The organism is Methylosinus sp. DMC45, assembly GCF_056313885.1.
In genome coordinates this window covers 180,543-193,866 of sequence record NZ_JBQUZK010000036.1, presented here as the reverse complement: position 1 = coordinate 193,866, position 13,324 = coordinate 180,543, and the positions used below count along the sequence as shown (strand labels likewise).

11 protein-coding genes are annotated in these 13,324 nt (G+C 64.9%); 3 read left to right on the top strand and 8 right to left on the bottom strand.

Annotation, left to right across the window (positions count from 1 at the left end):
• Positions 1–4: 4 nt before the first annotated feature.
• The 5 genes from ACT53T_RS10440 to dnaG form a co-directional block, all read right to left on the bottom strand.
• A complete protein-coding gene (locus ACT53T_RS10440) occupies positions 5–376 on the bottom strand; it encodes a DUF983 domain-containing protein (protein WP_400765817.1) in 372 nt (123 codons plus the stop codon).
• 4 nt (positions 377–380) lie between these two features.
• Positions 381–998, bottom strand: a complete 618-nt coding sequence (locus tag ACT53T_RS10435; RefSeq protein ID WP_476161167.1) for a Uma2 family endonuclease — start codon at positions 996–998, stop codon at positions 381–383.
• A gap of 39 nt (positions 999–1,037) precedes the next feature.
• Complete coding sequence (locus tag ACT53T_RS10430) at positions 1,038–2,876, bottom strand: Eco57I restriction-modification methylase domain-containing protein (protein WP_476161132.1); 1,839 nt, start codon at positions 2,874–2,876, stop codon at positions 1,038–1,040.
• A 76-nt stretch (positions 2,877–2,952) separates the two neighbouring features.
• Positions 2,953–4,962, bottom strand: coding sequence for an RNA polymerase sigma factor RpoD (gene rpoD / locus ACT53T_RS10425; protein WP_476161131.1), 2,010 nt, complete (start codon positions 4,960–4,962; stop codon positions 2,953–2,955).
• A gap of 240 nt (positions 4,963–5,202) precedes the next feature.
• A complete protein-coding gene (dnaG, locus tag ACT53T_RS10420; protein WP_476161130.1) occupies positions 5,203–7,116 on the bottom strand; it encodes a DNA primase in 1,914 nt (637 codons plus the stop codon).
• 166 nt (positions 7,117–7,282) lie between these two features.
• Here dnaG and ACT53T_RS10415 point away from each other — a divergent pair, with 166 nt between their 5' ends.
• Both ACT53T_RS10415 and ACT53T_RS10410 read left to right on the top strand, forming a co-directional pair.
• On the top strand, positions 7,283–7,570 hold the full coding sequence (locus tag ACT53T_RS10415; protein ID WP_476161129.1) for a BrnT family toxin: 288 nt from the start codon (positions 7,283–7,285) through the stop codon (positions 7,568–7,570).
• The gene (locus ACT53T_RS10410; protein ID WP_476161128.1) at positions 7,530–7,835 is read left to right on the top strand and encodes a BrnA antitoxin family protein; all 306 of its coding nucleotides are present in this window, start codon (positions 7,530–7,532) and stop codon (positions 7,833–7,835) included. Before ACT53T_RS10415 ends, ACT53T_RS10410 begins: the two co-directional genes overlap by 41 nt.
• 6 nt (positions 7,836–7,841) lie before the next feature.
• On the opposite strand, the gene ACT53T_RS10405 is transcribed toward ACT53T_RS10410, so the two are convergent.
• The 3 genes from ACT53T_RS10405 to nikR all read right to left on the bottom strand — a co-directional run bounded on the left by ACT53T_RS10405 (position 7,842) and on the right by nikR (position 12,034).
• Complete coding sequence (locus ACT53T_RS10405) at positions 7,842–9,026, bottom strand: DUF2235 domain-containing protein (protein ID WP_476161127.1); 1,185 nt, start codon at positions 9,024–9,026, stop codon at positions 7,842–7,844.
• Between the two features lie 160 nt (positions 9,027–9,186).
• Entirely contained in the window at positions 9,187–11,463 is a 2,277-nt protein-coding gene (locus ACT53T_RS10400; RefSeq protein ID WP_476161126.1) for a TonB-dependent receptor, read from the bottom strand.
• A 109-nt stretch (positions 11,464–11,572) separates the two neighbouring features.
• Complete coding sequence (nikR, locus tag ACT53T_RS10395) at positions 11,573–12,034, bottom strand: nickel-responsive transcriptional regulator NikR (protein WP_400765826.1); 462 nt, start codon at positions 12,032–12,034, stop codon at positions 11,573–11,575.
• Positions 12,035–12,205: 171 nt separating this feature from the next.
• Here nikR and ACT53T_RS10390 point away from each other — a divergent pair, with 171 nt between their 5' ends.
• Positions 12,206–13,324 carry a HupE/UreJ family protein gene (locus ACT53T_RS10390; RefSeq protein ID WP_476161125.1) on the top strand — a complete coding sequence of 373 codons (1,119 nt, stop codon included), beginning with the start codon at positions 12,206–12,208 and terminating at the stop codon, positions 13,322–13,324.

Sequence of the window (13,324 nt, the reverse complement as noted above, 5' to 3'; positions counted from 1 at the left end):
CCGGTCAGTCCGTCTTCTTCGACAGCGACCACACAGCTGCGATGAAAAAGCCCTTGCAGAGAGGCAGCAGCAAAAGCGTCGAGACGATGGTCGCGGACAGCACCAGCGCCGCCTCCGCGCCATAGGACAGCGTTGCGCGCGTCTCCAGAAAGATCAGCAGCGGAACGATGATATGGGCGACGACGCCGATGGTGAGCCAGGCCGGGCCATCGTCGGCGTCGACGCCGATGAAGCTCTCCGCGCAATGCGGGCAGGCGTCGGCGCGCTTCAGATAGCCGTCGAAGAGCGCGCCAGTCCCGCAGCGCGGACATTTGCGCAAAAAGCCGCGCAACAGCGCAGTGGTCGTCGAGGGGCGGGCGATCGTCGTCGGCGTCATGGGATCACTGCTTTTCCGTGCCGGGCGTCACGCCGAGCTCGGCGAGGCTGAAGGCGAGCTCGGGCGCGAGCATGGGCTCGAGGCGCGCGGCGCCGGCGAGCTCGACGATCTCGGCATAGCCCGCTGCGCCCAGCCGGCGATGAACGAAGGTCACGGCCCGAACGGCGTCGACGACCCACACCTCGCGCACGCCGAACGCCGCATAGACGCCGATCTTGCGGCCCTTGTCATAGGCGAGGCTCGAATCGGCGATCTCGATCGCCAAAAGCACCGCCGGCCCATCGAGAGCGGAGAGCGGCAGATCGCGGGGAAAAACGCAGAAATCCGGCTCGACGAAAGTGCGCGCGTCGAGGCGCAGCGTGGTCTCCTGGGCGACTTCCAAATGCGGCGGAGCCGCGCGCTGCAAGAAACGATTGACCGCGATCTTCACCCATTCGTGTCGGGCCCCCTTGGGCGACATAGGCACGACCTCCCCGCCGATCAGCTCGAACCGCTCGTCGTCATCGATGATGCCGGCGCGGAGCATTTCCTCGATTTCCGCCACGCTCCAGCAGCGCCGGGGGAGTCCCTCGGCGGCCTGAGTCTCGAGCGGAAGGCCGATCGGGCGCAGATGCGGGTTCATGCGGCGCAATATAGCGCAATCCGGGCGGGATTTCGCCTTTCAATATTGCCCGGCGAGCGAGGCCTCCAGCAATTCCGCCTCCGCCGCCGACAGGCCGAAGAGATCGTAGATCAACGCATCGATCTCCTGCTCCCGGCTCTCGATCTCGGCGGCGAGGCGCCCGGCCGCGTCGGGATCGGCTGCGGCGACGCAATTGGCGCGCGCCAGCGCCGCGAGCCGTTCCGCGACAGGGGAGGCGAGATCGGGCAGTGGCAGCGGCTCCAAATATTGCGCCTTCAGCCGCAGCCGCCATTTGCCGCCGCGCAGCGGATTGGAGACGGAATGCAGCACGAACCAGCAGAGCCGCGAATTGAGAAAGGCGAGCAGAGCGAGATCGGCGCAAGGCAGGCAGAAGCAGGTCGCGTCGATGAGGCCGCCGCTTTCGTCGAGCGCGAATTTCGGCCCTTGCGAAATATCTGGAAACACGATCTTGGGCGCCGCGAAGCCGGCGCGATAGGCGAGCTGCGCCTGTTGCAGCTCGAACCATTTTTGTCGCGTGGCGCGGCGCTCCAGCCGTTCGCGCAGCGGCGCGAGCCATGCCGCAACGGCCGGATATTCGGCGATGTCGAAAGCGCCTTTCGGCGCATCGACGAGCCAGTCCTCGCGCGCGGCGCGCCAGCGTCCGATGCTTCCCCCGCGACAATAGGGCTTCAAAATCTCGGCGCTGCACGGATCGGCGGCGACGAGCGCGTCGCGCGTCGCGCCGTCGATGACGAAAGCGTCGTTGAGCCCCGTCTTGATCCCCCAGAGCGGCGCGCCATAGGTCTCTCGCAGCGTCTTGCGGCCTTGCGCGATCTTGTCGCGCAGACGCGCCAGCGCCTCCTCCTCGAAGCGCCAGAAGGCGGCGCCGAGCCGCGCCTGCGGCATTGGCCGCGCATTCTCCGCAAACTCCGCCTCGAGGTCCTTCGGCGCGCGATCCTTCAACAGCAGAAAGGAGAGATCGCCGCGATCCGCGCTCTTCCTCAGCGTCACGATCGCCGGATAGGTGACGACATCGTCGAAGACGCGCACATCGCCGAAGTCGATGACGCTTTCGATCGTCGCATTCCCGGCGAGGAAGCGACGCAGGCTCTCGCCGGCGCCGGTGCGAAAGAAGCTCGACGAGGAGATGAAGCCCAACCGTCCGCCCTCTCTCAGCAATCGCACGCCTTTCTCGAAGAAATAGGCGTAGAGATCGGCGCGCTCCGCGGCGACGGCGTAATGTTTCGCGAGATAGGGCTTCGCCGCTTTGAGATATTCCATCCGCACATAGGGCGGATTGCCGATGACGACATCGAAGCCGCTACGCGCCGCACTATCGTCGATGAGGCTGTCGCCGACGCGCAAATTGTCGTGAGGATGGTTTGGATCGAGAGCGAGCCTGAAGGCTCGCGGTCCAGTCGCCGCCTCGGACTGCGAGCCTTCAGGTGCGCTCGTCGCGGCGATCTTCGGGCATCGGCTCCACAGCGCGCGGCGCGCGGCCTCCACCGCGCGCGCATCTATGTCCATGCCGAAGAGATTATTGGCGATCGTCTCGCGCGCCGCATCGAGCGCGATCATCGCGCCGAGCGCAGTCTCCTCATAGCGTCGCGCCATTTCGTCGAAGGCGGCGTCGAGAAGCGCGCCATCGCCGCAGGCGGGATCGATGATCTTGAAGGACCGCAGAGCGTCGAGCCATGCGCGCCAGAAGGCGGGCGTCTCGCATCCGCCATGCTGCGCGAGGAGCGCCGCGCGCCGCTCGTCGAGCGACAGCGCAATGGTTCGGGCGACGAGAAAACGGGCGATGGGAGCAGGCGTGTAGACGACGCCGCGGCGCTTGCGCTCGGCTCGGCGCGAGGCGTTGGAGGCGCGTTCATCCAATGTGAAAGGCTTCGGTTCGATACGAACAATTGGCCACTTGAAACAAAATGGCCGGCGCGAGGCCGGCCATTCGATATCAATTGTCCAAGAAGCTCCGCAGCTTCCTCGAGCGCGAGGGATGCTTCAGCTTGCGCAGCGCCTTCGCCTCGATCTGGCGAATGCGCTCGCGCGTCACCGAGAACTGCTGGCCGACTTCCTCGAGCGTGTGGTCGGTGTTCATGCCGATGCCGAAGCGCATGCGCAGCACGCGTTCTTCACGCGGCGTCAGCGAGGCCAATACGCGCGTCGTCGTCTCGCGCAGATTGGACTGGATCGCCGCCTCGATCGGGAGAATGGCGTTCTTGTCCTCGATGAAATCGCCGAGATGCGAATCCTCCTCGTCGCCGATCGGCGTCTCCAGGCTGATCGGCTCCTTGGCGATCTTCAGCACCTTGCGCACTTTCTCCAGCGGCATGGCGAGCTTCTCGGACAGCTCCTCCGGGGTCGGCTCGCGGCCGATCTCGTGCAGCATCTGGCGCGAGGTGCGCACGATCTTGTTGATCGTCTCGATCATATGCACCGGAATGCGGATCGTGCGCGCCTGATCCGCGATGGAGCGCGTGATCGCCTGCCGAATCCACCAAGTGGCGTAGGTCGAGAATTTATAGCCGCGGCGATATTCGAACTTATCGACCGCCTTCATCAGGCCGATATTGCCTTCCTGAATGAGGTCCAGGAACTGCAGGCCGCGATTGGTGTATTTCTTGGCGATGGAGATCACGAGACGCAGATTCGCCTCGACCATTTCCTTCTTCGCCTGCCGGGCCTCGCGCTCGCCCTTTTGAACCATATGGACGATCTTGCGGAACTCGGCGATCTCGAGGCCCGTCTCGGTCGCCAGCGCGTGAATCTCGCCGCGCAGCTCCTTGATCCGGTCTTTCTCGTTGGCGACGAATTCCTTCCAGCCGCGCGAGCCGAGCTTGGAGACGCGCATGATCCATTTGGGATCGAGCTCCGAGCCCTGGAACTTGTCGATGAAGTCCTCGCGCGCGACGCCCTGCGCGTCGGCGAGACGCAGCAGCTTGGTCTCATAGCCGATGAGGCGCTTGTTGATGTCGTAGAGCTGCTCGACCAGCGCCTCGATACGGTTCTGGTTCAAGGAGAGAGACTTCACATCGGTGACGATCTCTTTCTTGAGCTGCTTGTATTTGCGGTCCTGCGCCGGGGTCAGAGTCTCGTTCTTGAGCTTGTTCTCGACATTCTGATCCTGCAGCCGGCGCAGCTTCTTGTAAGCATCGGCGACGCGGGCGAAAGTTTCCAGAACCTTGGGCTTCAGCTCGGTCTCCATGGCGGAGAGCGAGACCGAATTCTCGAGGTCGTCCTCCTCCTCGAAGGCCTCCTCCGGCGGCGCGCCGGCTTCGCCCAGCGCGGCCGGCGGCGAGCGCGGCGCGGTGGCGGGCGCGAGATCGGACGGCGTGACCGGCGGCTTGCCGGCGTTCTTGCCCTCGGGGCCGGCGTAGGTCGCCTCGAGATCGATGATGTCGCGCAGCAGGACCTTGCCGGCCTCCAGCTCCTCGCGCCAGATGATGATGGCCTGGAAGGTCAGCGGGCTCTCGCAGAGCCCGGCGATCATCGCCTCGCGGCCGGCCTCTATGCGCTTGGCGATGGCGATCTCGCCCTCGCGCGACAGCAGCTCGACCGAGCCCATCTCGCGCAGATACATGCGGACGGGATCGTCGGTGCGGTCGGCGGGCTCGGAGGTGCGCGTGGCGACGGCGGTGGAGCGGGCGGATTCGACGACTTCGCCGCCCTCGGCCTCCTCCTCCTCCTGCTGCTCCTCGCCCTCGGCGTCGTCCGGGTCGTCGCCCTCGGAGACGGTGATGCCCATCTCCTGCAGCATGGCGTAGACGTCCTCGATCTGGTCGGAGGACACTTCCTCGGACGGCAGAACGGCGTTCAGCTCGGTATAAGTGACGAAGCCGCGCTTCTTGGCGAGCTTGATCATCCGCTTGACGGCGGCGTCGTTGAGGTCGAGCAGAGGACCGTCGGCGGTTTCCACCGCCACCGCGCCCTCGTTTTCGACTTTCTCGTCGTCTTTTTTCGCCATTCTTCGCTCCAAGCCCCACCCCACGCCGCCATTCCGAGCCGAAGGCTGCGCCATGCCGGGATCGTTCACTTTTCCGCTCGCCGCATTTTAACGAAAAACCACAGCGTCGACCGCATGACAAGACGGCCGACCCCGCAGAGGACCCTACCGATTCGCCCGAGCCCACAGTCGCGGCCAGGGCTTAACTTTCGCCTAACCAAATCGGTAGAGCTTTTGCTCGTCGTCCGATCGGCTTGCGGGTCAAAGGCTTCTCGCCGAACGGCCCGATTGTGAACCGAACCCGTCGAGAGCGGCTTCGGTTCCATCGAGCGCGTTCAATTGCGCCTGAATATCGCTTAATCTCGCGGAATCTTGCTCGTTGGGCGCGATCGCCAACCTCGCCTCGATTTTCCGCAGCTCTTTATCTAATGCGCGCACGCGATGTTGCAAGACGAGAGCTTGGCGCAGGCTCTCGGCGGCGTCGGCCGGGGCCGCCTCGGCGCGCACGCTCCACAGCGTCGCATGGGCGCCCATTCCCGCCAATTTCTCGCAAAATGCTTCTAGCCCGGCGGCGGCGGCGGCGCGAGCGAATTCTTCGCGCCCGCCAGCCCCGTCGGCGAGGGTGCGCACCAGCACGGCGCGCAGCTTCTCGCCCTCCGCCGAGGCGAAATCGAGCGCCGACACCGCCTCTAGATGGGCGGCGAGCAGCTCCGGGTGATTTAGGAGAATCAGCAAAATGAGCGCCTCGCGCGGCGCGATGGCGGGCGTGGTGCCGCGATAGAGCGGGGAATTGGCGAGCGCCGCGCCAATCGTCAGCGGGCCGCGCGTCGGCTCGAAATCGCGGCGGAAGCGCTGCGGTCCGCCCGGACGGCGGGCCTCCGGCCGGCGCTGAAATTGGCCGCGCGCCCGGCCGAACAGCGAATCGCAGCGGTCGGAGAATTCTCTCTGATAATGCCGGCGCAAGGTCTCGTCGGCGATGGCGCGGCCGAGCTCGGAGAGGCGGCGTTCGAGCGCGGCGCGCCGCTCGGGCGTGTCGAGCGGAACGCCCTCCGTCTCCCGCGCCCATATCAGATTGACCAGCGGGCGCGCCGCGGCCACGGCCGTGGCCAAGGCGGAAGGGCCGGCGGAGCGCAAGAGCTCGTCCGGGTCCTGCCCGTCCGGCAGCAGCACGAAGCGCAGGCTGCGGCCGGGGCCGATCAGCGGCAGAGCCGTGTCGATCGCCCGAAAGGCGGCGTTGCGCCCGGCCTTGTCGCCGTCGAAGCAGAGAATCGGCTCCTCGGCGTGGTTCCACAGCAGGCCGCATTGCTCGGCCGTCAGCGCTGTGCCCAGCGGCGCCACCGTCTGCGGAAAGCCGGCCGCGGTCATGGCGATGACGTCGACATAGCCCTCGACGGCGATGATGTTTCCCGCCTCATGCGCCGCCTTGCGGGCGTTGTGCAGATTGTAGAGCGTCGCGCCCTTGTGGAAGAGCGGCGTCTCCGGCGAGTTGAGATATTTGGCCTTGGCGTCCTTCTCCATGGCCCGCCCGCCGAAGGCGATGACGCGGCCGGAGCGGTCCGCGATCGGAAACATGATCCGATTGCGGAATCGGTCATAGGGGACGGCGATGTCCTCGCCATGGATGAGCAGGCCGGCCTCGATCATTGTCTCGACGCTCGCGCCCTTGCCGGCGAGATGGTCGCGCAGCGCATAGCGCTCGCTCGGCCCGAAGCCTAGCCGAAACTGCGCCTGCTCCTTTTCACCCAGCTCGCGGCGGGCGAGATAGGCGCGCGCCTCGGCGCCGGCGGGGCCGCGCAGCTGCTTCTCGAAGAATTGCGCCGCCCATTCCAGCACCTCGGTCAGAGAGCCGCGGCGCTGCTCCGCCTCCTGCGCCTCTTTCGTCTCCACCGGCATGGGCAGGCCGGCCATTCCGGCGAGCCGCTCGACCGCCTCGGGGAAGGTGAGGCCCTCGGTCTCCATCAGAAAGGTGAAGCCGTCCCCATGCTTGCCGGAGGAGAAGTCCTTGTAGAAGCCCTTCTGGTCATTGACATAGAAGGAGGGCGTCTTCTCCGCCTGAAAGGGCGACAGCCCGCGCCACTCGCGCCCCTCCTTCTTGAGCTTGACCTTCTTCGACACCACGGCCGAGACCGGCACGCGGGCGCGAATTTCATCGAGGAAGGAGGGTGGGTATCGCATCGGCTCTCGTGACTTTGCCTTCAGCTATCACGGTCGACGCCGGAAATGAGGAGAAACCGAGAAATATCCACCCAAAACACATTTCGTGACGACCGGAGCTTGATGTCGGCATTTGTATATACGAATATATATCTTGCTATGAAACGCGGCACGGACATGTGCGAGGATGGACGCCTTTTTCGGAGATTTCGAGTGGGATTCGCGCAAGAGTGAAGCAAACCTGGAAAAGCACGGAATATCCTTCATGGACGTGCTCGAGCTATTCGAGACGCCCTATGTGACGGTTTCATCCGACCGCTCGGGCGAAGTGCGGTGGTTGGCTGTCGGTGCGGTTTCAGGACGAGTGGTCACGGTCGTATACACCGAGAGGAGTGGCCGAAAGCGGTTGATTTCGGCCAGAATGGCAAGGAGCTATGAGCGAGAAGCGTACTACGCGCATATCGGCGAAACGTGACGACAGAAATGTCGGAGCGCGGCCGGTTCCTTTGCCGGAAAAATCGGACGCCGAAATCGACGCGGCGATCGCGAGCGATCCTGATTGGGCCGAATTCGAGCCGATCGACTGGAGCAAGGCCGAGGTCGTCGTTCCGCCGAAAAAGCAGGCGATCTCCATCCGGCTGGACCAGGACCTCATCGACTTTTTCAAGAAGGAAGGTCCTGGCTATCAGCGGCGCATCAACGCCGTGCTGCGGGGATATGTGAAAGAGCGGCGGCGCTGAGCCTCCTCATGCCGGCTCGCGCACTTTCTCCTCCTCCGGCTCCTTCACGCTGGGGAGAGTCGCCAGCTGCTTCGGCCGATAGGCGGGGTCGATCTCCGCTTTCTCGCGCACCGGGGCGAAATCCTCGCTGGAATCGATGGGGCGGATGTAATCGCCGCTCCAGGTCACAAATTTGGCGAGGCGCTGATCCTCGAGCGGATAGACGGAGGGCAGGCCGAGCGTCGCCGGCAGCTTCACCAGCAGCACGGTCGCCAGACGATAGAGGAATGTCTGGCTGTTCTGAATCTTCTCGGCAGGATCGGGTCCGAAAGGCCGGGTGAAGGAGAGCTTCACATTGGAAAAATTCAACAGCTTCAGACCATTCTCCGCGGCGCGCTCGGCCATCCACACCAGCGCATAGTCCGAGAGGCCGTGCTCCTCATAGCCGCCGCCGACATTGGAGTGCACGCCCGGAAACCAGCGCTGCGCATAGAGCGGGTAGCTGCTCGCCGCATTGCGCTCGCGGTGATAGTCGGTGAGCGCGATCGGCGTCGGCCGGAAGGGCCAGCGGCGCTCGTCCGCCGCCAGCGCGTGATAGGCGGAATCGACGCTCGTGCTCAGCGTCACGTCGTGAAAGCTCGTGTGGAAGAATTTGTCGATGAGCCGGCCAATAATTTCGCCATAGGGCGCGCCGAGCGCGCCGACCGTGTCCCACACGCCGAGGAATTTGATCTTGGCCGGATAGGGATGGCAATTCTCGTCGCGAAATTTCTGCGCGGAGGCGCCGCCGGGGCGCCATTCCTCGGCTCTGTCCTTGTAATGGTCATAGGCGATGGAGACGAGCGGCAGATTCCAGCGCTGCAGCACGCCGAGATTGTGAATGAGCCCGGCGATGCTGCGCGCCGTATAGGCGCCGCGGCTGAAGCCGAAGAGATAAATATCGTCGCCGGGCTCGTAATTGCTGACGATGAAGGCGTAGGCGTCCTTTATGTTTTCGGAGATGCCGAAGCCGAATGCGCCGCCGACGACCTTCTCGTCCTTCCGCGTGCCGACGCCGGCGATGTAATGGGTGAGCTGCGGATTGCCGTCGGAGTCGGCGAAATCCGTGCCTTGGAGCATGCGGACGACATTGGTGCCGCGCTTGGTGGGCTCGTTCCATGTGCCGTCGCAAAAGATGACGAGCTTTTTCTTCTCGGGCTTGGTCGCGGTCATAATCGTCTCTTTCGCAAAGAGCTCGGCGCGCCGAAAAAATCACGCGCCTTAGATAAGGAATCGCATCGACGACGGGAAAGCCCGCGCCCTGCGGAACGCTCAGCCTAGCCGAGCTTTCCGCAGGGCGCCAGATCGCAGTATGAAACCTTTGCGACAGCGATCAGAAGGGAAGCGGACCGCTCACGGTGACGCGCACGGCCGCGGGCTCCATCGGCTTGAAATGACGGTCCATCACGCCGATCGCGCAGACATTGGCGGGCGCGGTTCCCGCCTGGCAGAGACCATAGAGCGCGTCGGTCTTGAGCAGCGATCCATAGGCGTAGGTGATCTGATCCGAGCGCGAATTGGTGACGTTGAACGCGTCGGCCTGGATCGCCCAGCCATTGTCGAAGCGATAGCCGACGCGCAGATTGAGGCTGCCGGTCGCCGGCGATTTGAAGGCGCCGTCCTCGGTCAGCGGCCGCGTGCCGAAATAGCGATAGCGCAGAGCGCCGAACCAGCCGGTCTTCTCGCCGACCTCGATCGAGCCCGAGGCGACGATGCTCGGAGCCTCGGGAACGAAATTGCCGGCGGCGTTGCCGACATAGGTTCCATATTGGAAGGAGCCCGGCTGCAGCAGGCCGACCCAGGTGAGCGCCTGCAGCTGGTCCACGCCGCGGAAGCGCGCATGGGTGAGCGCCACATCTCCCTCGAGATGCAGCCAGGGCGTCGGCGAGTAGTGATTGGTGATTTCCACGCCGTAGCGCCGGCTCGGACGGCCGAAGGTCGTGTTGCCGGTGTCGCCCTCGAACTGATTCTCGGAATCGAAGTCGAGCCACCAGAAGCTCACCGAGGAGTCGAGCCCGTCGATGATCTTGGTGCGCGCGCCGATCTCGGCGCCGCGCGATTTCACCAACAGCGGAATGGTCGCGACCTGCGAGCCGTCCGCGGGGCTGAGCGTGGTGACCGTGCCGCGGGCGTCGGTCGAATGGAAGCCCTCGCCGAAATTGAGGAAGAATTCGGTCTTCTCGAAGGGGCCGAGAATAATGCCGGCCTTGGGGCTCGACAGCGCGGCGGTCTTGCTGCCGGAATTCCACGGGCCGGTCCAGATCGGCAGGCCGGTCGCCGAATCCTTGGGCGCGGAGAGCGGGTCCTGAATATTGCCGACCGACGCGCCGTAATAATCGAGGCGCACGCCGGCGACGGTGCGCAGCCAGGGAGTCCAGCTCACCGTCGTGTCGGTCCACAGGCCGACGCTGCCTTCCGCCACCTGGTCATTGCTGATCGTGTCATAGGGTTGGCGACGATAGGCGTCCTGCAGGCCGACGCGAATATTGTCGTAGCGGCTCTGCAGCCCGACGCGCGTCTCTATGGGAAAGCCGGCGAATTCATATTTCACCGAATGCTGCGCGTTGAAGCCGAGCACGGTGCGGCGATCGAACTGGCGGAACTGGTCGGAAATGTCCGGCTGCGCGAGGAAATAGGAGAAATTATTGTAGAGATTGAGCGTCGAGCGAATGGCGTAGGCCTCGATCCGCGACGAATGCGCGCCCTCGGTCTGGCTCCAGCGGCCGGAGAGGCTGAAGCGGGAGGCGTTGCCGCCGTCGGTGGGGTCGATATTGCCCCAGAGCGGAATCGCCCCGCCATAGACGGCGCGCTCGGGTATCTGGTCGGTCGAGAACCAGCGATTGGCGTAGGCCATGGCGGTGATGGAGACGCCGTCATCCTGCGTCCCGCGTGACCAGCGCAGCACCGAATTGATCTTGCGCACCTCGTCCGGCCGCGTCCAGGGGCCGCTATAGACGCCGCTCTCGATCGCCGCGAGCAGATTGCCGCCATTCACCTCGAAGGATTTGATGCTCAGCAGGCGCCCATAGGCGAAGCTGCCGCCCGTCGCCGCGATCAGGCCGGGGTCGACCCTGTCGACATATTGCATGTCGACGGCGCCGGCCGAGGAGAAATCGCCCTTGTCGGCGTAATAGGGTCCCTTGCGGGCCACGATGGAGGAGAGCAGCTCTGGAATGAGGAAGTTGGCGTCGGCGTAGCCCTGGCCGTGGCCGTGAGTGCGCATGTTGATCGGCATGCCGTCCAGCGTGAGCGAGAGATCGGTGCCGTGATCGAGCTGGAAGCCGCGCAGCATATATTGGTTGGCTTTGCCCTCGCCGCTGTGCTGGGTGATGATGAGGCCGGGCACCACCTCCAGCGCCTCGCCGGGCCGCGAGAATGGAACGGCGTTGACCTGCTGGCCGGTCCACACTTTTTCGCTGGCGGCGTTGATCGTCACCTCCGGCTTCTGGGCGACGCCGTCGGCGGGCCTGGGCGTCGCGGCCGAGGCGGAGGCCGGCGCATTGGCTCCGACCTCGATCTCGGGAAGCGCCTCTTGCCCGAAGGCCGTCCCGCTCCACAGCGCCGTCGCCAGAGCGAGCGCGGATATTTCTCCAAGCCGGCGGCGGATCATCGTAGCTCCCCATTCGTATGATTTTTATTTTATTCGATCATACGAACGGGGCCGGGGTCAACGGCCGCTTACGGATTTACCCGCAGCGTTGCATTTGCGTCACAGTCGCTCACGCATGGCTGTGACCGTGGCCATGGCTCGTCGCATGAGCGGAGCCGTCCGGCGAATGCGCCTCGGCCGGCGCGACGACGAGCTGGCCGTAGCGCACGCCGCGCTCGCCGATCACGTGCCGCGCGAAATGCTCCACCTCGGATTTGCGGCCGCGCAGCAGCGACACTTCGAGGCAGGTCTCGGCGTCGACATGCACATGCAGGGCGGCGATGGAGAGGTCGGCGTGGCTGTGATGGTCGTGCATCAGCCGCTTCGACAATTGCCGCGTCTCGTGATCGTAGAGATAGACGAGCGCGCCGATGCAGGGGCGGTCGCCGCCGTCGGCCTCGGGCTTCTTCAGCAGGCCGGCGCGCACGAGATCGCGCACCGCCTCGGACCGATTCTGATGCCCTCCGGCCTCCATATATTGGTCGAGAGCGGCCATGAGATCATCGTCGATGGTCATGGTGACACGCTGCATGTCGGACGCTCCCCCCGCGCGGCGGTCCAATCTGGGCCGCATCTCTTTGTTTTTTACCCGTCCGGGCGCGCCGCCGCAATCGCGCGCCGGCCCGCGCGGCGCGGTCTTGTCCATTTTCGCGGCGTCGGGCATTGTCGCGGCCCCGTCAGGCTTGCCCGGAGTCCTTCGAAAATGAGCTGGTCGTTGAAATGCCTGCCGATCATCGTCGCCGCATTGCTCGCGTCGATCGCGCCGGCCTTCGCCCATACGGCGGATATCTCCACCGCCAAGATCACGCCCGAGAAGGACCATTCCTATCAGGTCGACGTCGGCTTTCTGGCGACCGATCTCGAGCGCATTTTCTCCGAGACGATGGCGGAGCGCGCGGGCGTCGAGCTGTCGCAGCCCGGCGTGCTGGAGACGGAGATCGGCAAGCTCATTCAGCGCCGCGTCGCCATGCATGACGCCGAAGGCCACGCCTGCGCCGGCCGCGTGGATTATGCCGGCGAGGACCCCAGCAATGCGGACAGCGCATTGGTGAAGCTGAAGTTCGACTGCGCCGGCGTTCCCGGCCGGGTTTTCTACGACGCCGGGAAGCTGCTGGCGGCCGCGGGCTCCAAGGCCAAGCATCTCGTCACGCTGACCGGCGCCAACGCCGGCGAGACCATGCTCCGCCCGGCCGATCCTCCGCTCGATCTCTCCAAGCCGCTGGAGACGGTGTGGCAGCTGATGTGGAAATTCGTGCAGGCCGGCGTCGAGCATATTCTCACCGGCTACGACCACATTTCCTTCCTCATCGCCATTCTTCTCTGGGCGACGCGCGTCTGGCCGGTGGTGAAGATCGTCACCGCCTTCACGGTCTCGCATTCGGTCACGCTGTCGCTGGCGGCGCTCGATATCGTCACGCTGCCCTCGCAATGGGTGGAGGCGGCGATCGCCGCGTCGATCATCTATGTCGCGGTCGAGAATTTCTTCTCGCGCCGCGTCGATGGACGCTGGCGCGACACGTTTCTCTTCGGCTTCGTCCATGGCTTCGGCTTCGCCAGCGGGCTGAAGGAGCTGGGCGTGCTGGCGAACGCCGTGCTGCCGGCGCTCGCCTCCTTCAACATAGGCGTCGAGCTCGGACAGGTGGCGATCGTGCTGGTCTTCGTGCCGGCGCTGCTCCTCATCGACAAGCAGACCGGCGGCAAGCGCAGCCCGCAGCTCGTCTATGCGCTATCGGCCGTCATCGCGCTGCTCGGCGCCTATTGGCTGCTGGAGCGCGTCGGCGCGCTGGATGTCGTGCTCGCGCATCTCGGCCATTCGGCTTGA